At 38.8% G+C, this 23209-nt stretch carries 23 protein-coding genes and 1 tRNA gene; 14 read left to right on the plus strand and 10 right to left on the minus strand.

Features of this window, described 5'->3' with window-relative positions; genetic code table 11:
* A partial coding sequence (gene ftsH2, locus SLP02_RS00005; protein ID WP_319418607.1) for an ATP-dependent zinc metalloprotease FtsH2 occupies window positions 1–1767 on the minus strand: 1767 nt, incomplete at its 3' end.
* 452 nt (window positions 1768–2219) lie between these two features.
* Between ftsH2 and SLP02_RS00010 the strand changes: the two genes are divergently transcribed.
* Window positions 2220–4040, plus strand: a complete 1821-nt coding sequence (locus SLP02_RS00010; RefSeq protein WP_319418608.1) for a HAMP domain-containing sensor histidine kinase — start codon at window positions 2220–2222, stop codon at window positions 4038–4040.
* Window positions 4041–4060: 20 nt separating this feature from the next.
* Window positions 4061–4720, plus strand: coding sequence for a response regulator (locus SLP02_RS00015; protein ID WP_319418609.1), 660 nt, complete (start codon window positions 4061–4063; stop codon window positions 4718–4720).
* A gap of 64 nt (window positions 4721–4784) precedes the next feature.
* On the opposite strand, the gene SLP02_RS00020 is transcribed toward SLP02_RS00015, so the two are convergent.
* Window positions 4785–5360: a Uma2 family endonuclease gene (locus tag SLP02_RS00020; protein ID WP_319418610.1), complete on the minus strand. Its 576-nt coding sequence runs from the start codon at window positions 5358–5360 to the stop codon at window positions 4785–4787.
* A gap of 110 nt (window positions 5361–5470) precedes the next feature.
* Window positions 5471–6412 carry a WD40 repeat domain-containing protein gene (locus SLP02_RS00025; RefSeq protein ID WP_319418611.1) on the minus strand — a complete coding sequence of 314 codons (942 nt, stop codon included), beginning with the start codon at window positions 6410–6412 and terminating at the stop codon, window positions 5471–5473.
* 209 nt (window positions 6413–6621) lie between these two features.
* On the opposite strand from SLP02_RS00025, the gene SLP02_RS00030 reads away from it, so the two are divergent.
* The 3 genes from SLP02_RS00030 (at window position 6622) to SLP02_RS00040 (ending at window position 7863) form a co-directional block, all read left to right on the plus strand.
* Entirely contained in the window at window positions 6622–7029 is a 408-nt protein-coding gene (locus SLP02_RS00030; protein WP_319418612.1) for a hypothetical protein, read from the plus strand.
* Between the two features lie 197 nt (window positions 7030–7226).
* Entirely contained in the window at window positions 7227–7661 is a 435-nt protein-coding gene (locus tag SLP02_RS00035) for a hypothetical protein (RefSeq protein ID WP_319418613.1), read from the plus strand.
* Window positions 7636–7863 carry a hypothetical protein gene (locus SLP02_RS00040; protein WP_319418614.1) on the plus strand — a complete coding sequence of 76 codons (228 nt, stop codon included), beginning with the start codon at window positions 7636–7638 and terminating at the stop codon, window positions 7861–7863. The genes SLP02_RS00035 and SLP02_RS00040 overlap by 26 nt, the downstream gene beginning before the upstream one ends.
* 185 nt (window positions 7864–8048) lie before the next feature.
* Here SLP02_RS00040 and SLP02_RS00045 read toward each other — a convergent pair whose 3' ends face one another.
* Window positions 8049–8186 (minus strand): hypothetical protein, encoded by a 138-nt coding sequence (locus SLP02_RS00045; RefSeq protein ID WP_319418615.1) that lies wholly within the window; start codon window positions 8184–8186, stop codon window positions 8049–8051.
* 515 nt (window positions 8187–8701) lie between these two features.
* On the opposite strand from SLP02_RS00045, the gene SLP02_RS00050 reads away from it, so the two are divergent.
* From SLP02_RS00050 to SLP02_RS00060, 3 genes are all read left to right on the plus strand, one after another.
* Complete coding sequence (locus tag SLP02_RS00050) at window positions 8702–9109, plus strand: potassium channel family protein (protein WP_319418616.1); 408 nt, start codon at window positions 8702–8704, stop codon at window positions 9107–9109.
* Between the two features lie 18 nt (window positions 9110–9127).
* A complete protein-coding gene (locus SLP02_RS00055; protein WP_319418617.1) occupies window positions 9128–9787 on the plus strand; it encodes an NAD-binding protein in 660 nt (219 codons plus the stop codon).
* A 141-nt stretch (window positions 9788–9928) separates the two neighbouring features.
* On the plus strand, window positions 9929–11428 hold the full coding sequence (locus SLP02_RS00060; protein ID WP_319418618.1) for a TrkH family potassium uptake protein: 1500 nt from the start codon (window positions 9929–9931) through the stop codon (window positions 11426–11428).
* Between the two features lie 193 nt (window positions 11429–11621).
* Here the strand turns inward: SLP02_RS00060 and petH are convergent, their stop codons facing one another.
* Window positions 11622–12836 carry a ferredoxin--NADP reductase gene (gene petH / locus SLP02_RS00065; RefSeq protein ID WP_319418619.1) on the minus strand — a complete coding sequence of 405 codons (1215 nt, stop codon included), beginning with the start codon at window positions 12834–12836 and terminating at the stop codon, window positions 11622–11624.
* A gap of 652 nt (window positions 12837–13488) precedes the next feature.
* On the opposite strand from petH, the gene SLP02_RS00070 reads away from it, so the two are divergent.
* Entirely contained in the window at window positions 13489–14487 is a 999-nt protein-coding gene (locus SLP02_RS00070) for a phosphoribulokinase (RefSeq protein ID WP_319418620.1), read from the plus strand.
* Between the two features lie 202 nt (window positions 14488–14689).
* On the plus strand, window positions 14690–15310 hold the full coding sequence (locus SLP02_RS00075) for a DUF389 domain-containing protein (RefSeq protein WP_319418621.1): 621 nt from the start codon (window positions 14690–14692) through the stop codon (window positions 15308–15310).
* Window positions 15311–15413: 103 nt separating this feature from the next.
* On the opposite strand, the gene SLP02_RS00080 is transcribed toward SLP02_RS00075, so the two are convergent.
* The 4 genes from SLP02_RS00080 to pyrH all read right to left on the minus strand — a co-directional run bounded on the left by SLP02_RS00080 (window position 15414) and on the right by pyrH (window position 17912).
* Window positions 15414–15485, minus strand: a tRNA-Gln gene (locus SLP02_RS00080).
* 78 nt (window positions 15486–15563) lie between these two features.
* The gene (locus SLP02_RS00085; RefSeq protein WP_319418622.1) at window positions 15564–16481 is read right to left on the minus strand and encodes a serine aminopeptidase domain-containing protein; all 918 of its coding nucleotides are present in this window, start codon (window positions 16479–16481) and stop codon (window positions 15564–15566) included.
* Between the two features lie 173 nt (window positions 16482–16654).
* Window positions 16655–17203 carry a ribosome recycling factor gene (frr, locus tag SLP02_RS00090; RefSeq protein ID WP_319418623.1) on the minus strand — a complete coding sequence of 183 codons (549 nt, stop codon included), beginning with the start codon at window positions 17201–17203 and terminating at the stop codon, window positions 16655–16657.
* A complete protein-coding gene (pyrH, locus tag SLP02_RS00095) occupies window positions 17190–17912 on the minus strand; it encodes a UMP kinase (RefSeq protein WP_319418624.1) in 723 nt (240 codons plus the stop codon). Before pyrH ends, frr begins: the two co-directional genes overlap by 14 nt.
* A gap of 211 nt (window positions 17913–18123) precedes the next feature.
* Between pyrH and SLP02_RS00100 the strand changes: the two genes are divergently transcribed.
* The 4 genes from SLP02_RS00100 to SLP02_RS00115 all read left to right on the plus strand — a co-directional run bounded on the left by SLP02_RS00100 (window position 18124) and on the right by SLP02_RS00115 (window position 22018).
* Window positions 18124–18870 (plus strand): TVP38/TMEM64 family protein, encoded by a 747-nt coding sequence (locus tag SLP02_RS00100; RefSeq protein ID WP_319418625.1) that lies wholly within the window; start codon window positions 18124–18126, stop codon window positions 18868–18870.
* 49 nt (window positions 18871–18919) lie between these two features.
* Window positions 18920–20467 carry a mercuric reductase gene (locus SLP02_RS00105; RefSeq protein WP_413467295.1) on the plus strand — a complete coding sequence of 516 codons (1548 nt, stop codon included), beginning with the start codon at window positions 18920–18922 and terminating at the stop codon, window positions 20465–20467.
* A 75-nt stretch (window positions 20468–20542) separates the two neighbouring features.
* Window positions 20543–21145, plus strand: coding sequence for a hormogonium polysaccharide biosynthesis acetyltransferase HpsU (hpsU, locus tag SLP02_RS00110; RefSeq protein WP_319418627.1), 603 nt, complete (start codon window positions 20543–20545; stop codon window positions 21143–21145).
* Between the two features lie 588 nt (window positions 21146–21733).
* Entirely contained in the window at window positions 21734–22018 is a 285-nt protein-coding gene (locus tag SLP02_RS00115; protein WP_319418628.1) for a hypothetical protein, read from the plus strand.
* A gap of 42 nt (window positions 22019–22060) precedes the next feature.
* On the opposite strand, the gene SLP02_RS00120 is transcribed toward SLP02_RS00115, so the two are convergent.
* Complete coding sequence (locus SLP02_RS00120) at window positions 22061–22882, minus strand: COP23 domain-containing protein (protein WP_319418629.1); 822 nt, start codon at window positions 22880–22882, stop codon at window positions 22061–22063.
* Between the last annotated feature and the right edge of the window lie 327 nt (window positions 22883–23209).

Genomic DNA, 23209 nt, shown 5'->3' on the forward strand with positions numbered 1-23209 from the left:
TTCTCTAACGATTTTACGTGCTAGCTGATGACCATGTTCAGCAATTTGACGTACTTGAGCATCAATGCGAGATGCTACTTCTTCAGAATATTCTGCACGAGAGGTTAGACCAGCACCCAGGAATACTTCATTACCTTGTTGTCCACCCAACGCCACAGGACCGAGGTCACTCATGCCGTAGATAGTGACCATTTGTCTTGCCATTTCTGACACCTGCTGCAAGTCACCACCAGCACCAGTAGTTACTTCATCGTTACCAAAGATTTCTTCTTCGGCTGCACGACCACCCATAGCACCAGCAATTCTTGCCATTAGCTGTGAGCGACTGATTAAGCCTTGTTCTTCATTTGGTGTAAACCAAGTTAAACCTTGAGCCTGTCCACGAGGAATTAGGGTTACTTTTTGTACTGGGTCGTGGTCTTTGACTAAAGTACCCACGATCGCATGACCAATCTCGTGATAAGCAATTAACCGCTTGCTTTTACCATCGGTTAAAGGAGTACCCTCCATACCAGCGACAACGCGATCTACCGCATCATCAATTTCAAGAATGGTAACAGCTTGTTTGCGTCTTCTAGCAGTTAAGATGGCTGCTTCATTTAGCAAGTTGGCAAGGTCTGCACCAGAGAAGCCAGGGGTACGACGAGCGATCGCATCTAAGGAAACTTCGGGAGCAATTTTTTTATCACGAGCGTGAACTTCTAAAATTTCTAGACGACCTTTAATATCGGGGTTATCTACCATTACCTGACGGTCAAAACGACCAGGACGCATTAAGGCAGAATCTAAAACATCGGCACGGTTAGTAGCAGCGATAATAATAATCCCTGTATTACCCTCAAAACCGTCCATCTCCGTTAGCAGTTGGTTGAGAGTTTGTTCCCTCTCGTCGTTACCGCCACCAATACCAGCACCCCGCTGACGACCCACTGCGTCAATCTCATCAATAAAGATTAAGCAAGGAGCGTTTTCTTTGGCTTTTTTAAATAAATCCCGCACACGAGATGCACCTACGCCGACAAACATTTCCACAAATTCAGAACCAGAGATGCTAAAGAAAGGAACAGAAGCTTCACCAGCGATCGCTTTTGCCAAAAGAGTTTTACCAGTTCCAGGAGGACCGATTAACAATACCCCTTTAGGAATTTTTGCCCCAACTGCGGTAAATCTTTCGGGCTGTTTTAAGAAAGTAACTACTTCTTGTAGCTCTTCTTTGGCTTCGTCAATACCCGCCACATCATCAAACATGATGCCTGTTTTGGCTTCCATTTGGAACTTAGCTTTGGATTTCCCAAAGTTCATTGCTTGTCCAGGACCACCAGGCATACTGTTGGAACGACGGAATAAGAAAAACAATGCTCCAATTAAAATTATTGGAAACAGAAGATTACCTAAAAGTCCCCATACTGCACCTTCATTACCAGTCGGATGATAATCGAAGTTAATATCTGCATCGCGCAACTTGGTAATAAGTTCAGGGGAGTTAGCAGGTAGGTCAACTCTTAGCTTTTGAATGCGGTTGTCAAGTTCTGGGTCAATCGCATCGACAATTGCCGTTCTCCCATTTTCGTACAGTTCTACCGAAGAAACCCGCCCTGAATTGAGATAGTCTAGGAATCGTCCGTAGGTCATACGAGTGTTAGCAGTATTGCCATTTAAGCCACTGCTAGCAGTTGGTGCGGAAAAAGTTCCCTGCCAAAGGAAAAATCCGACTACCAATAAAGGTAATGTCCAAAGTAATACAATTCTCCACGAAAAATCTTTCATAAGTTAAGTAATGTTCTAAATTGAATATTTTTAAGATTATTTTTTGCTCTTTAGCAGAAATGCTTCGTCGCACGGTGTATACGCTACTTCCATTTTTTCACAACTTTACTAAGATTTTACTGCTCAAGTTATTCTTATTTTAGTGGTGTTATTATTTTTGGCGAACAGTCAGTCAATCATTTAGTGCATCTTACTTTGGTAATGCAAAGCGTAAACGCCTTTTCTCTGTCAAGTTTCTTTGCTTTGTATTATCTCTAGCTTAACTAAATTTAACATAATTCTCATTTTTAAGGCAAAATTTATCACAAAATTACAAATCGGCATAAACATTTTGCACTCTAGAAGACATTTTTGAGAATTAAATTTGAGAAAGTGTGTAATTCAGATTTGCTGTAATAAAATTTTGGATAAGGATTGAACTAAGAAAGCTTGTGCTAGTTCCACACTAAAATATGAAGCTTAAAAGTAAAATTTTGCTGGGCTATGGCCTGTCTTTGGCTTTAGTTATCTTAGTCGGTGGTTGGGGTGTAGTTAATCTGCGTCGCTTGGGTAAAGCTAGCGAAGCAATTTTAAAAGAAAACTACCGCAGTATCCTGGCAGCGGAAAATACTATTGATGCACTTGAGCGACAAGATAGTGCAATTTTATTATTTCTCTTGGAAAATAAAGAACAAGGTGGTCAGCAGTTTCGGAACAACCAAATCGAATTTCTCAAGTGGTTAGGACGAGCAGAAGGTAACATTACCATTCCAGGAGAGGGAAAAATCATTGCTAGCATTGAAGAAGCTTATCAAGATTATCTAACGGCTTTCTTTAGACTACAGCAGCAGAACAACCCAAATACCGAAGACTACTACGAAAGAATCGTACCTATTATTGAACAAATACGCGATCGCTGCGCTCAACTGCGGAATATAAATCAATCAGCAATGGAAGCAGCTTCAGCCAACGCTCAACAGGTATCGAGCCAAGCGATTTGGTCGATGGCGATCGCTGGGGCTACCGCAGCAGGAATTAGTTTGGGATTTAGTTTGCTATTAACCCGTCGCATCGTTCAACCCCTGACAGAAATGACTACTGCTACAGAAAAGATTGCTAGGGGTGAGTATGATATTGCACTCCAGGTTAAATCCGAAGATGAATTAGGAGTGCTGGCGCGAGAAATAACTACCATGAGTCAAAAACTCAAGGCATTTCGCGATCTCAACGTGGGTAAAACGATCGTCGAGAAGCAGCGTAGCGAAGCAATTGTCCAGAGTATTGCCGACGGCATTATTGTCGTCGATAGCGAACTTAGAATTATAGCGATCAATCCTATTGCAGCCAGTATTGCCAATGTTAAGTCAATGCTGGCGACTAATAATCATTTTCTGGATGTCTTTGATAATCGCCAACTGTATCAACATCTTAGACATACTGCCGAAACAGGAACACCTCCCCAGTTAGAAGACGATATTTTAACGGTTGAGCGAGAAAAACATACTCTGTACTATAAGTTTGCTATCACCCCCGTAATTAGTGAGACAGAAAAGACGATTGGAGCAATTTTGTTGTTGCAGGATGTCACTAAGCTCAAAGAATTGGATAATCTTAAAAGCGAGTTTGTGGCTACGGCCTCTCATGAGTTACGTACTCCCCTGACGGGAATGGCAATGAGCCTCAATTTACTTGCAGAAACCACAGAAAATAAGCTCTCTGAGTCAGAATCAGAACTATTAGACGCCGCAGTCGAAGACGTGGAAAGGTTGCGTAGTTTGGTTAACGATCTGCTGGATTTATCTAAGATTGAGTCGGGAAAAATAGAGCTAGACTTTATAGATGTTGAAGTTAACTTTTTGTTAGATAAAGCAATTTCCGCTTTGCAGATACAGGCAAAACAAAAAGAAATAACCCTAGCAAAGCAATCTCTATCTGAGGAGATACGAGTAAAGGCAGATGCCAATAAAATTATTTGGGTATTAACTAATTTAATTGCTAATGCACTGCGCTATAGCGAAGCAGGAGAAGAAATTAAAATTGGTGCAACGTCTAGAAATAGCTGGGTAGAAATATTTGTTACCGACAAGGGAGCGGGTATTCCTTTAGAATTTCAAAGTAAAATATTTGATAAATTTGTTCAGGTCGAAACCGAAAAAGATGTCGGTGGTAGTGGTTTGGGTTTAGCTATTTGTAAGGAAATGGTTCAAGCTCATGGAGGTAGAATATGGGTAGATTCTACTGTTGGTCAAGGAAGCACATTTACCTTTACTTTACCAATCAGTCACGGAGAATAAAATTATAGGAGAGCAAACTAATGTCGCAGGCAAAAATTCTGGTAGTTGATGACGACAAAAACATTAGACGTACCGTGAGTATGGCGTTAGAGTCTCTTGATTATTTTGTACATACGGCATTTGATGGTAAAGATGCCATGTTGCAGTTAACCAACGAGCAGTACGATCTGATTATTACCGATCTGAAAATGCCTGGGATGAACGGCATGGAACTGCTGCAACAGGCGATCGCCAAATATCCTGAGATTAAAATTGTCTTGATCTCCGCTCACGGCACGGTAGATAATGCAGTAGGAGCTATGAAACTAGGCGCAGTAGATTTCTTGCAAAAACCTTTTACGCCTAAAGAACTAAGAAATCTAGTTCATAATGTTTTAGAAACAGAATCAACTGAAGCAGAGTCAGTATCAGAATATAAAGCTAGTTTAAAAGCTGCTAGAAACTCAGCTAGAAAACGAGATTTTGATAATGCGATCGCTCAAACAAAAAAAGCGATCGGTTCAGATCCCGCTAAACCCGATGCCTTCGATTTTTTAGGACAGCTACAGGAAACTTTGGGAGATTTTGCTAGCGCAATCAAAAACTACCGCGTTGCTATAAGTTTAGATCCTACCTATCAATCTGCAAAAGATAATTTAGATAGAGCCACCAGTAATTCTAGTAATAGACCAAGCCTTTGATGAGGAAGTAGAAAGTAAAAAGTAGGAAGTAGGAAGTAATAAAAACTTTATTTGCCAAAAAAATTTAGAAAATATCGGATAAGTCCATAGTCAATCCTGGTAATATGTCTTCGCCAGATAAGTTGCTGGGATTACTAATTAGTTCTTTATCTTCGCCGAGGCGATATATTTCTACTTCTTTGGCATCGGGATTGATTAACCAACCTAATTTTACACCGCAGTCTAGATACTCTGCCATTTTCTGTTGAGTGGTTGACAGGTTGTCGGTAGGAGACAGTAACTCAATAACAAAATCAGGATCTATCGGTGCAAAGCCTCTTTTCTGTTTATCGCCCAAACTATTCCAGCGATCGCCTGCAATCCAGCTAACATCAGGAGAACGAATTGCACCATTTGATAACCTGAAGCCTGTAGAAGAATCAAACACTACTCCTGTTTTTGACTGCCGATTCCATAATTCAAATTGAAACGCCAGGTTCAGGTTTTTTTTTCCGCTTTCGCTTCCTGTTGGCGACATGATAATTAGTTTTCCATTAGTATCGGTTTCAAATCTAAGATCGGGATTTTCTCTACATAGTTGTTCTAGAGAGCGATCGCTAATTGAGTCAGTGAAGGCTTTTAGGTTAAGGGTATAAGTCATATCATTTAACGTTGAGCATTTATCAAAACATTATAAGTTGGAGATTTTAAGAGCGATCGCTGATTGTATCAGGAAAAGCTTTTATTTTGTGGTTTTACTGGCGAGCAACTTTAGTTTAATAGTTCTTGAAGAAAGCTATTCAATTTTGATTGAGGTTTAAATAACCTTATATTTCCTTTTTCACACCCTGTCGCTAGCATTTTGCTGTTGGGACTAAATGAAACTGTTTGTATTGCTTCACCAAAATCTATAGTAGAGATTAATACTCTGGTGTCTAACTTCCATAGTTTCAAAGTTTGATCCTTGCTACCACTGGCTAAAATTTTGTTGTCTGCACTTATAGCGACAGAAGTAACCTCATCACTATGCCCCTCCAGGGTAGCTACCTCTTTTCCTGTATCAACTTGCCAAATTTTGATAGTCTTATCTTTGCTACCGCTAGCAATCAATTTACTATCGAAGCTAAAAGCTATTGAATAAACTCCACCAAACCAATCAGAGTGACCTTTTATAGTAACGCTTCTATTTTCTGATAAAAACCATAGCTTAACCGTTTTGTCATTAATATCACCGCTGCTAGCTAAAATACTTCCATTAGGGCTAAACAAAACGGCGACAACATTATCTGTGTGTCCTGTTAAAGTGCAGACTTCTTTGCCTGATTTTAACGACCAAAGTTTGACTGTTTCATCATCGCTTGCAGAAGCAATCAACTTGCCATTAGGATGAACAGCTACTGAATTTACTGCTTTTTGATGACCAGTGAAAGTGTAAGTTAGTTTTTCAGCCTGTAAAGACCAGAGTTTAATTGTTTTATCTTCTTCTGCACTAACTAGCGTTTTATTATTTCGATTGAAAGCAATACAATTAGCGTAATCTGATTCAAAAAAGATTGTATTGACTAATTTTCCTTTTTCTAATTGCCAAACTTTTATAGTCTTATCCTTACTTGAGCTAGCCAAAAGTTTACCGTTGTCGCTAAAGCAAATAGAATTTATTCTTTTAGAATGCGCTTGAAAATTTAAACCGTGTATTAATTGATTAACAGTCATTATCCAAATCTTATAAGTCATGTAAAAATATAATTCCCTTAAAACTTGAATAACTAACAAATTTAATGCCTAAACCCCATATACTCTAAAAACCGTAGTTTTTATTCTTCTGGTTCAAGATATTTTTTGACCTATAGGCTTATTGCTAATTGAATTGGTAAAGGCTTTGAGATTAGAGGTACAAATTATCTCATTTATTTTCAACATTCATGACTATTAGCAATTTAATTAACTTTATCGATCGCCATACAAATAATGGTGCTATTTATCCAAATGAACCTTGGGGTGAGGAAGTCGGAGTTAAAGAGGAAGGTATTGCATTTGTACGTTCGTTTTCTACTGGTGATTGGTTGGCTTTACGTAATTTGAATTTAAAAGAAAAAAGCAATTTTTGGATTGAGTGTTTAATTCATCTTCTTGATGAAGCTTATACAGAAGAAGCAAGACAAATGATAATTAATATTGCGTTGACTGGTACAGAAGAGAATTTTTTCGATGCCATGGAATGTATTCGGAGTTTTAGGCGAGACGTTGATATATACACTTGGTTGAAGCTTAAGAATCGTGCTTCACAAATATCGAGTAGTAGATTAAATAATAAATCTAATAACTGTTAACTATTAGGAAAATGAATTACTAAAACAGAAGTGGTAGATTAAGAACGAGCAACTGCCTCTGCTAGTTTCCCTACAGTAGATTTGCTATTAGTTCTTTGATTAGAAGTATTGGTTGCTAAAATTACGAGGTCGTTGCGATGAATCTTGCCACATACCTGCCTGACAAAATTTGCCTATAACTGAGCAATGAAGGCATCTTGGAAGCATTGACCTTAACTAGTTTATCGCGAACATCCTCTAGATTTCAGGCGCGTTCGGCTTTTACTGATACGGGATTTACGACGGCAGAATCAGAGGCAATAGTTAAGCACCCCCTACGGCGACGTATCATTATGTGGCTGATGTTTTTAGGTAATGCAGGATTTATTACCGTTATCTCTTCTTTAGTTCTAACTTTTGTTTCCACCTCTTCCCCTGGAGATGGACTATCTCGCTTGTTTTATCTGCTAATTGGCATTGGGGTTTTGTGGCTATTGGCTACTAATCGCGCTTTTAACCGCATTTTAACTCGTCTGGTGAGAAAAGCTTTACGTCGCTGGACGGATCTAGATTTGCAAGATTATGCTCGTCTTTTGCATTTGAAAGGAAAATACAAGGTGATAGAAATTGAAAGAGTTACGATTAGCAGATGAAGGAATTGCTGTTTTGGGTATTGAAAGACGCGATAAGTCTTTCGGCATGACTCCGCAACGCATTTACATTGGCGCACCCTATGGAGATACCTGTATCTATCCTGGGGATATTTTAATTGTTTACGAACGCAAGGCCGCTTTGGTAGAGTTAGATGTCCGTCTAGAAGGTATTGAAGGGGAACAAGCGCATCAAAAAGAGTAATCCAACAACAAATTCAGCAACAGCAAAATAACTATAATAACCAGGCTGTGAAATAGAAAAGCGCAGTAAGAGAAATTAAACCTTAATTACTGATTCTAAAATTGGCTAAGTATTTAAGTATTTTGGCGAATAGAGATCGCTTGCTAGACTTTTTTTTCATTCTTTCAAGAGAGTCTTTAAGATATTCACGTCTCTTGTCCAAACTTAATACAAGAACCAATGCCAATAAAGCTACTTGAAAAGGGAACATAGAAAACACTATTGTTTGTGTAGTCAAATATGGAATGAATTAAAGGAAAAGCAAAATATTCTCCATTGTTCATAATAGTTTTTGGTTTGTAAGCTATTAAAAATTGTTTGCGCGTGTTTTTTAAATTCTTCTTTGTGTTTACCTTTAATTTTATCTGCTTCAATATCTATCAATTTGACGATAGCTATCTCACGTAATTGCTGTTCTATTCTTGTCATATTCGCATGAAAATTATACAAATAGCTTTAAATATTCAAAGCTATTTACAATAAAGATATTGATTTTACTACTAATAAATTAAAAACTATGGAAAAATATTGAAATATTACTACAGCTTAATATATCTCAGCATTTTTAATAATTAGTGGTGATGCAGAAATTGAAATTCAACTAGAATACAAATTCTGGATTTTCATGTTTGCCGTTTATTTAATTGTCATACCCGATCGTTTCGCAGCCAGAACCTATCAATCTCTACCCATCTAATCTCTATCCTTGTGCCGATTTATTTTTTAAATCTCATTGCTACCGTTTGATAAATCAATCTAACTTTGGTGGCAATATTTTACTTTTAAGAGTTTATTTCCAATGGCATCTCAATACATCGTTGTGGTCGGATGTGGGCGTTTGGGGTCGATTTTAGCTTCTCGTCTCAGCAGTCAGGGTAATAGCGTAGTGGTAATCGATCCTCACGAGAGTTCTTTTAACAATTTGAGCAGCGATTTTAGCGGATTTCAGATTACTGGTGACGCTTCTGAGCTCGAAATATTACGCAGTGCCAAAGTCGAGCAAGCAGACTGTTTACTTGCCGTTACCGATAAAGATAATATCAATTTGATGGTGACACAAATAGCAAAACAAGTATTTCAGACTTCGATCGTTTTGGCGCGGGTTTTCGATCCTGCACGGGAAAAGATTTACCGCGACTTTGGTATCGCTACTATCAGTCCGACACAGCTTTCTGCCGATGCTTTTATGGCTAATCTTCCTAGCTAAATTAAAAATATATAAACCATGAAAATTATCCTAATCGGCGGGAGTAAATTAGCTTATTTTCTAGCCAAACAGTTTGCCAGCAAGAATTACTACACCACTATTATCAATGCAGATTTAGAAGAAGCCAAGACCTTATCACGGAGTTTAAAAGCAACCGTCATACATGGAGAAGGCAGCGATCCTGCTACTCTCTCTGAAGCTGGTGCATATCAGGCTGATGTGGTTTTATCTTTGACGACTCAAGATGAAGATAATCTGATTGCCTGTCAAATTGCTCAAAAAGAATACGGCGTGCCTCGTACCATTGCTCTAGTTAACGATCCTGAAAATCAGCAAATCTTTGAAAAACTAGGTATTACCGTTGCTTTTTCGGCTACCCAGATTATTGCTAGCTTAATCGAACAACAAACGGCTACAGGAGATATTCAAAACTTACTGCCTATAGCAGATGGGAAAGTTAACGTAACCGAGATTGCACTAGAAGCAGATAATCCAGTAGTGGGTAAAACTATTAATGATGTACAGCTTCCCAATGGTACTTTGATTGCCTGTATTCTGCGACAGGGTGAGGTAATTGTTCCTAGTGGGGAAAATAGTCTACAGGCTTTAGATCGATTGGTAGTTATCGGTCAACCAGAAAGTTATGGACAATTAATGCGGTTGTTGTGCAGTGAGTAGGGTTCTAGTAAGTTTATCTGTTAAGACAAAAGAGTAAACTGCTCGTAAGTAAAAAGTAATAGAGACGTATGTTAAGTCTTTATATATAAGAAGTAATTTAAACTTTTAAACGGCTAAAGAGTTTTTGAGGAGTGTAAAACAGTGTTACTCGAAAGGAAAAAAACTAATCGCTACAGTCAGTTTTTACGTCAGCGATATCGGGCAATTTTGGGCTATACGGGTTTGATTTGGGCGATCGCAGGAGTAGTTATACTTTCTCCTCTATTAGCACTTATTTTTTATCCTGAAGAAATTAACTTGGCTTGGGGTTTCGCCCTACCAGGAGTGATTTTAACCATAGTTGGTGGCTTGTTATGGTGGTTTCTCGCACCGAAAAGAGTAATTAGTCTTTCTTTGCCAGAAGGTTCGGTAATTGTATTTTTAGCTTGGTTAGTGGCGATCGCCGTCGGTACAATTCCCTTCATCCTGATTCAAGGATTAAACTTCACTCAGGCTACATTTGAATCTACTAGCGGTTGGACGACTACGGGGTTATCTGTAGTAGACGTTACCCAAGCTTCTCACCTAGTTTTACTTTACCGCAGCAACATCGAGCTTGCAGGTGGTGGTGGGTTTGCCATTATTGCCCTAAGTGCTATTTCTGGGCTTTCAGGTGCAGGATTAACCTCAGCAGAAGGTAGGACTGAACAGCTTGCGCCCAACGTCAGGCGATCGGCTAAATTGGTTTTGAGTATTTATTCAGGCTATGCCGTAGTCGGTATTTTAGCATTGTGGATCGCGGGAATGGGTTGGTTTGATGCGGTTAACCATTCTTTTGCTGCACTGTCTACGGGTGGCTTTTCTACCCGCACCGATTCGATTGGCTATTGGGACTCTCCCTCCGTTGAAGCTGTTACTATTTTTCTGATGATTTTAGGTACGCTTAATTTTTTAACTAGCTATTTTTTATTGACGGGTAAATTTAAGTCTGTAATTCGTAATGGTGAAGTCAGATTAATGGCTTTAATTATACCCCTGTGCGTCTTGATTATATTTTTTGGTGTTGCAGTTAGCCTTTATGACACATTAGGAAAAGGAGTCAGAGTAGCTATTTTTGAAGTAGTATCTGCTCTTTCTACCACAGGCTTTTCTACGGTTGGCTATAGCGATTGGAATAGCTTAGGCTGGACAATTATGATTATTCTGATGTTAATTGGTGGCGGTACAGGCGCCACCGCAGGCGGGATCAAACAGTTTCGGGTTTACGCACTATATCGGGCGTTGCTATGGGAAGTAAAACGAATGTTGCAGCCTAAGAATACTGTCACCGAACCTAATTACTGGCAGGGCGATCGCCGTAGCTTTCTTAATGACAATCAAGTTCGTACTATTGCCCTATTTCTCTTTTTGTACTTTTTAGTATTTTCCATCGGTGTAATAATTACTGCTGCCTATGGCAATCCTCTTCCTGATAGCCTATTTGAATATGCCAGCAGTCTTAGCACTGTAGGGCTTTCTATTGGCGTTACTTCGGCTGATGCGCCTGTTGGGTTGCTTTGGACGCAAATTGTAGGAATGTTTCTAGGACGTTTGGAATTTTTTACCGTTTTTGTCGGCATTATTCGGCTGTTTCAAGATCTACCTTCAATTTTATTTAAGTAGGGGTCAACGGCTGTTAACCTTTACATCTGGATATTCATCTCTTCAGCTATTTTCAAGAATTGGGATGATTAGGAAAAGCTACAGAAATGTGTTCCAGCAATTTTCAAAAAATTGCGCCCACTAAATTATTTAGTAGACGCGATGTACTATGATTAACGTTTACAATTGTTAATCTAGAGCTTAAAGCAATATATTAGTAGGTTTCAACGTGCCAGCGGTGTTCTTTTTTCATCGCTTTGCGATATTCATCCCAGTTAACGCCATTTTTCTCTGCTGCTGCGCTGAGTGCTTCATCAATACCACCTTCCATGCCTTTTAGACCACAAATATAGGTATGAGTTTTAGGATTTTGGATTAACTCCCAAAGTTCGTCAGCGTGTTCAGCAATTCTATGCTGAATATACATTCTTCCACCTTCTGAATTCTTTTGCTCACGACTAATGGCATAGTCCATGCGGAAGTTGTCAGAATGTTTCTCAACCATTTCTTCTAACTGTTCTTTATAGAGAATATTCTCAGTTTTGGGAATTCCAAAGAACAACCATGAAAAACCTTTAAAGTTATAGTCAGGGTTTTTATCTCCTTCTAAGAACATTCGCCATAGGTAGGCACGAAAAGGAGCAATACCTGTGCCTGTGGCAATCATAATTACGTTTGCATCTTCATCATCGGGAAGCAGCATTTCCTTACCGACAGGACCAGTAATAGCTACATCATCACCAGGCTTGAGGTTACACAAAAAGCTGGAACAAGTTCCTTCGACCTGTTCTCCTGTTTCAGGATCTTTGTATTCTAATTTACGTACACACAAAGACACAGTTTTGCCGTCTAGATTATCTCCATGACGAGTCGATGCGATCGAATATAGTCTCAACTTGTTAGGCTTGCCTTTATCATCCTCACCTGGAGGAATGATGCCAATACTTTGACCTTCGGCATAGTACAAGTCTCCACCAGAAAGATCAAATGTCATGTGGCGACAAGTACCAATACCGCCTTCATCTACTAAGTCATAGATATCAGTACATTTACCAACGTATGGTTCTTTAGGACGGTAAATATTAACGGGAACTTTCTTTTTCTCTGCTTTTTTTGGTTGTGCTTGAGTCATAGGTTTTTTATCCTTGGATGCGGCTTCAGCTTTTTTCTGGGTTGCAGGTTGGCTAGTCTGTGCTGGCACATCACTACCAACTGGCTTAATACTGATTACTTTTCCACCCAAACGGTTGATACGTCGCATCTCTTGATTCATTCGACTGTAGGGAACAGTAATGGACACAGTACCGCTACTGCGAATAGGAACGTTTGTATCAGTACCGTTTTGAGATAGACCTTCTACCTCATAAATAAATAAACGGTTTTTGTACTGTGAATTGCTGCTAGAAAAAGCTGCACTAGAGTTATACATTACGCTGACTTTTTTCTCCCAATTTAAATTTAAACTATTAAATACCTTACATAACTGAATTCGTCTTCGTACTCTTGATTGTGATGAGCAGAAATCTAAAAGCAGTAGTTTAGAATGTTTGTATTGTATCAATAGAGTGTCGTTGAGAGACTATTCTTCATTCATAAGTCAGCAAGATTTTGGGTGAAAAATAGTATCAGAGATTAGTCCTTGAGTACAATGTATATTCTTGACCAAATAAAAATCTGTAGTTTTCAATTCATTTTAATTTTTTTTTAAGCTGGCAAATTGAAAAACCAGCTTCTAATTTGATTTTTAAGGCAAGCAGCTTAAAGCTATTTTCTCTTGTAGAGGTGGTTAGGTTCTGGTAAGATCCTTCAATGTTAGTAGTTAGCATTTAATACTAAATTAACTGACTAAGGATCGAGCTTATCCAAAGTCGCTTTCGTAAATAAAACAGAAAGCGACTTAAGAATAAATCACTAGAATAGAATTGTTATGTTTATTACGTGTCCAAAACCACGTTAGAAAATTAAGCTTTAGTTTTCTTTCTTAGGTAGGAATTGCAGGTAAACATAATTCTGTGTCTCAACTCCTTGGGCTTGCTTAATAATCATGAATTAAATATCTAGTTTTGTAGAAGAGGAATTTTATGACCGCCGATTTTGACCGAGTGGTGCTTATCGGAGTTGCAGGCGACTCTGGATGTGGCAAATCAACATTTTTGCGCCGTTTGACTGACTTGTTTGGTAAAGAATTTATGACCGTGATTTGTCTTGACGACTATCATAGTCTCGATCGCAAGGGTAGAAGAGCAGCCGGTGTTACGGCTTTAAACCCTAAAGCAAATAATTTTGACCTGATGTATGAGCAAGTTAAAGCTCTTAAAGAAGGTAGGGCGATCGATAAACCAATTTATAATCATGAAACTGGTGAACTCGATCCCCCCGAAAGAATTAAACCTAATAAAGTAGTTGTAATCGAAGGACTACATCCTTTATACGATGAAAGAGTACGCGAACTGGTAGATTTTAGCGTTTATCTTGATATTAGCGACGAAGTTAAAATCCAGTGGAAAATTCAACGTGATATGGCTGAACGTGGTCATACTTACGAAGATATTTTAGCTTCAATTAAGGCTCGTGAACCTGATTTTAAAGCCTATATCGAAGTACAAAGAGGATATGCTGATGTTGTAATTCAAGTGTTGCCAACTCAGCTAGTACAGGACAAAGAAAGCGAGCTGCTTAAAGTTCGTTTAATTCAGAAAGAAGGCGTAGCCAACTTTGATACTGTATATCTATTTGACGAAGGTTCTACTATTGACTGGCGACCTTGTGGACGTAAGCTTACTTGTGCTTACCCTGGTATTAAAATGTACTATGGTCCCGATAGCTTTTACAACAACGAAGTGTCTATTTTAGAAGTAGATGGTCAATTTGGTAATCTCGAAGAAATGATCTACATTGAAAGCCATTTAAGCAATACCAGCACTGGTCACTATGGTGAAATGACTGAACTGTTGCTAAAACATAAAGATTATCCTGGTTCTAATAATGGAACTGGTTTATTCCAAGTATTAGTTGGTTTAAAAATGCGCGAAACTTACGAAAAGCTTACAGCTAAAACAACTGAAACAGCCAACGTATAAACTTTGTAGCTAAATTTAATAATTATCTTATAAGTCGCGGGATATTTTAACGAAGTATTCGCGGCTTTTTGCTTGCTGTTTTGAGGTTGGTGATTCAAACTTAATCCCCTTGGAAGAATCAGAGTGATGATAATATATTCAAAATAATAGTATTGTGTAATTATGTGACTTCTAAACCGTTAGTTAGCGATAAGCCTACGGCATGGCTTCGCTACGCACCATTAAAAAAATTACCAAGCAGGCAAAACTAACTTCTTCCTACTTGGTATTTATGGCTATGGCTGGCGTGTTAGCAGCAGTTGCTTTATTAACTGACTCAGTACCCATTTTGATTGGTTCGATGGTTATTGCTCCTGCATTACCGCCTTTGGGTTTAGTTTCTTTGGCAATAGTAGTTAGAAAGCCTCGGTTAGCATTAAGAGGTTTGACTACCGCATTTCTCGGCTTTTTAATAGCAATGGCTTTTGCTATGTTAACCACCTGGATCTTAAATATTACTCAAGTAATTCGCGCAGAAACTAATCTGCTCAACAAGAGCTTATTAGAAGAACGAGTAAAGCCAGGATGGTATAGCGTTATTGCAGCAATGGCAGCAGGTGTTTCTGGAGCGGTCGCTCTAATTAAGCAGAAAACAGATACTTTGGTGGGAGTAGTGGCTGCTTTGGCTTTAGTCCCAGCGGTCGCAGCTGCGGGTATTGCTTTTTTATCCAAAAATCCTGTGATAGGTTTTGGCGGTTTGTTTTTGTTGGGAATTAACGTGGGATTTATCATTATTTCAGGAGTTCTCACGATAATTGTGCTGCGACCCGAACAACGCGAATAATATTTTATTGATAACGACTGTTGCCAGAATTAATTAAAATCTGGTTTTAGAAGATCCCTTAGTTTGTATAACTCTTGCAGGAGCTTGATCATAGATTATCTTACTGGGGTGCTAGGATTCGAACCTAGGAATGTCGATACCAAAAACCGATGCCTTACCGCTTGGCGACACCCCAACGTTTTACAACAGAAACAGTATAGCAACTTTATCCCTAAGCTTGTCAAGTAATTTAGCAGAAAAACTTCAGTTAGTTTTAAGAAATATACTGTTGAATTTCTTTAACGGCTTGACGTAATCCAAAATTATGGATTGAACCGACGTATCCAGCATAAAGACACTCTTTTCTAGAGTTGCCAATATAGACATGATTTATGCCTAATAGATTGTTCCAGGTGTGCAAGGTAGTACCGTCAGCAAAGCTAGCGATAATTTGCGATCGCCCAAAGTTATGATAGCCTGCATCAGTCATACCTGGTACAGAACGTAAACGTTTAATAAATTGGCTAGCGTTGTCTTCAGCGGGTAATCCTAGTTGAGGGTTTTTCCAAAATTCTTGAATTATAGGAATTATATCAGCATGATATCTCATGGCATCATGCTGAACACCAAGAATCAGCAGCCAGTTAGCATAAGCAAACTTGGTGTTTTCTACCGTTACTAAACCATCGCTGCCGAGATCGATGTCGCTAGCAACCGAAAGAGTGGGAATTTGTTGAGCAATTCTTTCAGCCAGATCGCGACGATTTTTGCCCAAATCTCTAGCTGTACCAACACCAATACCCAGAGGATCGATGATGCGAGCTATATTTGAGCCACCAACGGGAGAGCCAAGTAAGATCAGGGAATGAACCTTATGCCACCATTGAGGATTGCGATTTAGCACTTCTAACCATAATAATCCCCCCATAGAATGTCCCATAATTTTGATCGGCACATGGGGATAATTGTTAATTACTTGGGTGGCAATTTGCTCTAATCTTTTAATTAAAGGCTCAATTCTAATAAAAGTTTTGATCAATCCCAAGCTAGGTGCGATAATTAATGTAGAAGAATTAGCTGTTGCTATTTGTGCTAATTTACCAATTGCTTTGCCCGTATCAGCCCAGCCATGTTGAGCAAACAGTAAGAATTGGGGATTATCATCAGTCATAGAAGTTATAGACCGCATCATTCTTATAAAATACGGTCTATATTTTAACCCTAAAAAAAAGTTATTGACTTACTGCGCTTTTGGGTTGAGTAAAACAAACAAGTTTAATCTGAAAAACTAATAGCTGATAGCTGATAGCTAAAAACTAATCGATTAACAACGTAGTCTATCAAGCATGAAAACTGCTGTAAAATCTAAACGGTCAAAATATCTTTCTCTTTAACAGCTAGCAAATCATCAATTTTCTGGTTAAACTCATCAGTAACGCTTTGAATTTCATCCTGCAAATCTCTAGACTCATCCTCAGAAATATCGCTGCTTTTTTCCTGTTTACGCACTTCGTCGATCGCATCACGACGAATATTACGAATTCCCACCTTACCTTCTTCAGCTAACTTGCTTGCTGTCTTAACTAGTTGTTGACGACGCTCTTTGGTTAAAGGAGGAATGTTAAGCCTAATTAAATTTCCATCGTTATTGGGAGTTAAGCCAATATCAGAAAGAGAAATTGCTTTTTCAATCTGTCCCATACTGCCTTTATCGTAAGGCTGAATCATGATTGTTGTCGCGTCGGGAGTACTTAAGTTAGCCAGAGATTTTAAGGGAGTCTCTGCGCCATAATAGTCCACCATAACGCGGTCTAATAAAGAAGTGCTTGCCCTTCCTGTACGAATAGTGTTAAAAGACCTTTGAGTTGCCTCAATTGTCTTTTGCATACGTTCCTTTATTTCAGATAACTTCACAGCTTCCTCCTACAATAGTGCCGACAGATTCCCCTTTAGTAGCACGCATAATATTACCATTAACAGAAAGATCGAATACTAATATAGGAATATCATTTTCTTTACATAAAGCGATCGCCGTACTGTCCATTACCTTTAATTCATTGGTTAGTACATGATTGTAGGTCAAACTTTGATAGCGATGAGCATGGGGATTCTTTTTGGGATCGCTATCATAAATCCCGTCTACTTTAGTAGCTTTAAAAATAATTTCCGCATCTATTTCTGCTGCTCTTAGTGCAGCAGTGGTATCAGTAGTAAAGAATGGATTTCCTGAACCTGCACCAAAGATAACCACTCGCCCTTTTTCTAAGTGACGAATTGCCCGACGACGAATATAGGGTTCAGCGACTTCCTGCATCGAAATAGCAGTTTGTAGTCGATTGGCAATACCAATTCTCTCTAAAGCATCTTGCAAAGTCATGGCATTCATAACAGTGGCGATCATGCCAATATAATCAGCCGTAGCCCTGTCCATCCCCGCAGCCGAAGCCTTCATCCCTCGAAAAATATTTCCTCCACCGACAACAATGGCAACCTGCACACCGCTTTTGGCAATATCTGCAACTTCTTGAGCAATCTCGGCGACTACTGCGGGATCAATGCCATAGCCTAAGTTGCCCATCAGAGCTTCGCCACTTAGTTTTAATAAAACCCTCTGGTAACTCATTCTTAAAAAAAGTAAACCCCGATCTTTCTTGTTATTTATCTCCCCATAACATATCAGCTTTCTGTCTGGTTTGGGATATCAAAACTTACTTCTAAAGTCAAGACTTTCTAGAATTAATCAACAGCTATTCAAGTTTTCAGCTTATTTTCAGCAAGTCTTGTGAAATTTAATTATGGAGTTAAGGTAGAGGCAATATTCCCTCTCAAAAGTTATGAAAATCAAAGATTTGAGAATCGTCATCCTCCTTTTGCTCGGAGTGATGTTATTTGCTGCACCAGCCCAAGCACAATCAGCAGCCAATAGCGGGAGTTTCCATCCTCAAGAACTATTACGTAATGCCCTGCAATGGGTTGATGATTTAGGCGCGATCGCGCCTATTGCCTTTATGTTAATTTATATTGTGGCTACGGTGGCATTTCTGCCTGGTTCAGTTCTTACCCTTGGTGCAGGGGTAGTATTCGGGATTCTTAAAGGTTCAATCTATGTTTTCTTTGGGGCAACTATTGGGGCAACTTTAGCATTTTTAGTGGGTCGTTATCTAGCAAGAGGCTGGATCTCCAAAAAAATTGCAGGCAATCAAAAATTTAAGGCGATCGATCAAGCTGTAGGCGAAGAAGGACTTAAAATTGTGCTTTTGACCCGACTATCACCTATTTTTCCGTTTAATCTCTTAAATTATGGATTGGGTGTTACGGGAGTATCTTTAAAAGATTATGTTTTGGGTTCAGTGGGCATGATTCCAGGCACAATTATGTATGTTTATATTGGTTCTCTAGCTGGAAGTATTGCCACAATTGGTGGAGAAACACAACTTGATGCTAATCCTATTGCTCAATGGGCTATTCGCATTATTGGCTTTGTTGCTACAGTAGCAGTCACTCTCTACGTTACTAAGATTGCTAGAAAGGCTTTAGATGAGTCGATTGATACGATTGATGGAGGTGAAAAACAAGTTTAAGTAATAAGTAATAAATTTTAAGATCGCAAATTTACATTGAGCGTAATTAATTATGAATAATCAAGATCATGCAGTGACCATTTCGCCAATGGACGAATATAATCAGCAGTTGCTGGCTAACGTTCATCCCCCAGACTGGGCAAATCCTAAATCCGTAGATTGTTATGATTTGGTTGTGATTGGTGCAGGTACAGCAGGACTAGTTACAGCCAAAGGTGCAGCAGGATTAGATATTGGTTTGAAAGTCGCCATGATCGAAAAAAACCTCATGGGCGGAGATTGTTTAAATGTAGGCTGTGTCCCCTCAAAGTGCCTAATTCGTTCTTCCCGTGTGGTAGCAAACATGAAAGAGTCTTTAGCTTATGGAGTTAAACCCCCAGAAAATATTGAGGTCGATTTCCCTAAAGTAATGGCAAGGATGCGTCAGGTAAGAACTAAGATTAGTCCAGTAGATTCGGCAGTAGCAGCTAAAAAAGCAGGGGTTGATGTTTTTTTTGGTGAAGCAAGTTTTGAGAATGAGAATACTATTATTGTAAACGGGCAAACCCTGAAGTTTAAAAAGGCGGTAATTGCCAGCGGTGCGAGGGCAGCAAAACCCAGAATTGAAGGGATAGAAGAAGTCGGATATCTAACTAACGAAAATGTTTTTTCCCTCACGGCATTACCTAAAAGGCTAGCGGTAATTGGCGGAGGTCCAATTGGTTGCGAACTAGCTCAGGCTTTTAATCGTTTGGGTAGTGAAGTCATTTTATTTCACAAAAATTCTCATTTACTCGATAAAGAAGATCCAGACGCAGCAAAGATAATACAACAAGCATTTGTCAAAGAAGGTATACGCTTAGTTTTAAACTGCCAGCTACAGAGAGTTGAGCAGAGTGTGGAAGGTAAAGTGATTAGCTTTAAAGGTGATGGTGAACCCGAATCAATTGTAGTCGATGAAATTTTGGCTGGTGCAGGTAGGCAGCCTAATGTCGAAAGTCTCCATTTAGAGGCAGTGGGAGTAGAATATGATCCCCGAAAAGGAGTAAAAGTAAATGACAATTTACAAACTTCCAACTCCAAAATTTATGCTGCGGGAGATATTTGTATGAATTGGAAATTTACCCATGCTGCTGATGCTGCTGCGCGAATTGTGATTAAAAACACTTTATTTTCTCCCTTTGGTTTGGGCAAATCGAAGCTGAGTGATTTGGTTATGCCTTGGGTAACTTATACCGATCCTGAAATTGCTCATGTGGGAATGTATGAATCAGAGGCACAGGCAAAAGGAATTAGCTGCAACACCATTAAAATCAACTTTGATGAAGTTGATCGCGCCTTGGCAGATGGAGAAACCGAAGGCTTTCTGAAAATTCTCCACAAACAAGGTTCAGACGAAATTTTAGGAGCAACCATAGTCGCCCCTCACGGTGGAGAAATGATTAGTGAGATTACTACAGCGATTATTGGCAAGATGGGCTTGAGTAAACTGGCTACAGTTATTCATCCTTATCCCACTCAAGCAAGTGCTATTAAACAGGCGGCTGATACTTATCGTCGAACTTTATTAACTGAAAGAACTAAAAAGTTATTGAGCTTTTTGAGCAAATTGTCTTGACCAACGCTCACAGATTAGTTACTTATTGGTGTGCATTGAGAGCAAATTTTAATTTGAATATGTTTTTGTATGCCAATGAGCAAAAATGACCAAATAAATGTAGAGCATGATCTATATCTTGAAGAAAAATCTTTAGTCGATCTGCGTACCTATGACCTTTCTAACTTTGAGCGGGGTAGATCGACCTGGGTTGTAATACTATGGTGGCTAGTTCAGGCGATCGCTTTTCCTCTAAGTCTTCATAATTTAAACAATTTTCGCTGCTTTTTATTGCGTCTTTTTGGGGCAAAAATAGGCAAAGGTGTAGTAATTCGCCCTACCGCTCGTTTTACTTATCCTTGGAAAGTAGAAATCGGTGATTATAGTTGGGTTGGCGATGACGTTGTATTTTACAGCGTAGATCGGATTATAGTCGGCTCTCACTGTGTCATTTCCCAAAAATCTTATCTTTGTACTGGTAGTCACGACATCCAAGACAAATCATTTGCTCTTATTACCGCACCCATCACAATTGGTAATGGTGTTTGGGTAGCTACCGACTGTTTTATTACTGCGGGCATAAATATCGGTTCTAATAGCGTTATTGGAGCAAGAAGCAGCGTCATGAAGAGCATTCCTGCTAGAAAAGTTGCTTGGGGAAGTCCCTGTGTTGCTCATTATTCTAGAACAATTACTTAGAAAAGCAAAAGCTACCTACTCAAATAGGATTTAGATATAAATACCCTTGAGCAAAATCAGGTTTTAAAGTCATACCTAATATTTAAGGTCTTAGTTATGATAACCAACCAAAACGCAACTAATGAAATATGTAGACCTGCAACGAAGGCTAAAACAATATCAAATTGCATAAATAGTAAAAGTTAAGTTAAATTCTTCTTTAGCAATTTTAGAAGCAGAATATCAACGCTGTTTAGATCTAGGGCTATCACAAACTGATTTAGAACGATTAGCTTCTATCCGAGAAGGTAAAAACTTAGAGCTTATTTCGACCTTGGATATTTATACGTGTCCAGAGAATTTTGCTGAAAATTATTAAAGCCAAAACTTACGCTTTGGAAGAAGTTAAACATCTTCAAGAACTTAAACTGTCTTCCCCTATTTTTGAAAACAAACAATATGACTTTATAACCAAAAATTCTTGGTCAAAATGCGTTTGCTTTATCGATAACTTAACCAAAAACTCACAAGAGTTTCTCAAATTCAGCAAGACTTAGAAGCTTTTACTACTGCAAAAAGAAGCAGAAATAGAACAGAAAAATAGCTAGATTGAGCCAACAGTTAGAAAATTGCGATCGCGAAATTAATCATCTACAATCTGAATTAAATAAAGGTCTTCACGAATTAAAATTAAAATATCGCTGGTTGATTGCCCAGTTTATTCAAGAGCGTGCCGCCAAGCAACAAAGCGATCGTCAGAATAAAAGTCTACAAACTTGTCAGAACTTGTTTAAAAAAGCTCAAAGAAAGCTTAATTCTCTACAGTGTGAAAACCAGCTACTAAGACAGGAAAATGTTTATCTACGTAATAATACTAAAATGCTGCGGGTCTAAATAGGCAAAAGGCAATATTATCTCTTACCTATTTATTACTTCTTACTTAAAAATAGCTGGTTTGCGATCGGAATTATTAGGACGAGCAGGCACAGAGCTACTTTTGGTTAGTCGCTGTCCTGTACCACCATCAGCAGGATCAAGAAAGGGTTTAAGATTAATATTTTTAGGTGAACGACGGCTGCCATTGTTACCAGAATTACCACCAATGACCTTACCCACTTCATCTAAAATATTTCCCCCAGATTGACCATCGCCAAAGGTATAAACACCCTGGGTTTGTTGACCATCATCAGCAACTAATAAGTTGTCAAAAATTAGATCGCGAGTCAACTTAGGATCTTGTCCAGGGGGAACAGTCAAAATTAGACGGCAGTCAGTAGGATCTAGTTGAGTTGTCACACAGATAGTATCGTAGCCATTTTCAACGCCAGTCGACAACTCTAGAAGTCCATCTTGACGATAGGTTTCAAAACGGCTGGTGATAGCGTCACAACGTTTTTTAGGAGTCCAACCACCACCTAATTCACTAGGAATTGCCCAAGGATATGCTTGGTTGGGTTGGCTTTCAGGGGAGTACATTACCGTATATTCATTATTAACTAATTGGCAGGTAAATCTAGTATCAGCACTGCTGATAGAAGTAGAAGGAGGAGAACTAGGACTGTTGGGTTGATTAATTATTACTTCTGGCGGTTCTTTAGTTTGGCTAATAACCTGACGTAACTGCTGAATGCTGTTGAAGTCTAGATTTTTTACAGGTAGGGCATTGGCATTGCTGGCACTACTCCAAAAAACTAATGCCAAGCTAGGAATGCTAGCCAAAGAAACCAATGATTTTAAATGATTGTTTGAAGAGTTCATAAATTGTAGTGACACTGTATTTATTTTCTGAGATTCTACAAGATTAGCGATTTAAAATACCAATAGTGCAAATTGTTTATTTTGCGCTTTATATAGTTTTGACGATCAATAAAGGCAAATGTTTCTGAGCAACCCTAGAATTATATATTTACGGATGTTACGCCTTAATTACGGAAACATATTGAAATCTCATTTAGCTGCGTAACATCAGCGTCCGAAGAAAAAATATTGATAAATTTGATAGCATTACCTGAATTTTGGGGAACTATAGAATTGAGATTAGCTTAATTTAATTTCAGATCGCAACATAGGTTTTTTATCACTATT

It is taken from the genome of Pleurocapsa sp. FMAR1 (assembly GCF_963665995.1).
In the GTDB taxonomy this organism is placed as follows: Bacteria; Cyanobacteriota; Cyanobacteriia; order Cyanobacteriales; family Xenococcaceae; genus Waterburya.

Coding starts and splice junctions, on each gene's coding strand:
- SLP02_RS00010 (WP_319418608.1), top strand. CDS start 2,220: ATGAAGCTTAAAAGTAAAATTTTGCTGGGCTATGGCCTGTCTTTGGCT.
- SLP02_RS00015 (WP_319418609.1), top strand. CDS start 4,061: ATGTCGCAGGCAAAAATTCTGGTAGTTGATGACGACAAAAACATTAGA.
- SLP02_RS00020 (WP_319418610.1), bottom strand. CDS start 5,360: ATGACTTATACCCTTAACCTAAAAGCCTTCACTGACTCAATTAGCGAT.
- SLP02_RS00025 (WP_319418611.1), bottom strand. CDS start 6,412: ATGACTGTTAATCAATTAATACACGGTTTAAATTTTCAAGCGCATTCT.
- SLP02_RS00030 (WP_319418612.1), top strand. CDS start 6,622: ATGACTATTAGCAATTTAATTAACTTTATCGATCGCCATACAAATAAT.
- SLP02_RS00045 (WP_319418615.1), bottom strand. CDS start 8,186: ATGAACAATGGAGAATATTTTGCTTTTCCTTTAATTCATTCCATATTT.
- SLP02_RS00050 (WP_319418616.1), top strand. CDS start 8,702: ATGGCATCTCAATACATCGTTGTGGTCGGATGTGGGCGTTTGGGGTCG.
- SLP02_RS00055 (WP_319418617.1), top strand. CDS start 9,128: ATGAAAATTATCCTAATCGGCGGGAGTAAATTAGCTTATTTTCTAGCC.
- petH (WP_319418619.1), bottom strand. CDS start 12,836: ATGTATAACTCTAGTGCAGCTTTTTCTAGCAGCAATTCACAGTACAAA.
- SLP02_RS00070 (WP_319418620.1), top strand. CDS start 13,489: ATGACCGCCGATTTTGACCGAGTGGTGCTTATCGGAGTTGCAGGCGAC.
- SLP02_RS00075 (WP_319418621.1), top strand. CDS start 14,690: ATGGCTTCGCTACGCACCATTAAAAAAATTACCAAGCAGGCAAAACTA.
- SLP02_RS00085 (WP_319418622.1), bottom strand. CDS start 16,481: ATGATGCGGTCTATAACTTCTATGACTGATGATAATCCCCAATTCTTA.
- pyrH (WP_319418624.1), bottom strand. CDS start 17,912: ATGAGTTACCAGAGGGTTTTATTAAAACTAAGTGGCGAAGCTCTGATG.
- SLP02_RS00100 (WP_319418625.1), top strand. CDS start 18,124: ATGAAAATCAAAGATTTGAGAATCGTCATCCTCCTTTTGCTCGGAGTG.
- hpsU (WP_319418627.1), top strand. CDS start 20,543: ATGAGCAAAAATGACCAAATAAATGTAGAGCATGATCTATATCTTGAA.
- SLP02_RS00120 (WP_319418629.1), bottom strand. CDS start 22,882: ATGAACTCTTCAAACAATCATTTAAAATCATTGGTTTCTTTGGCTAGC.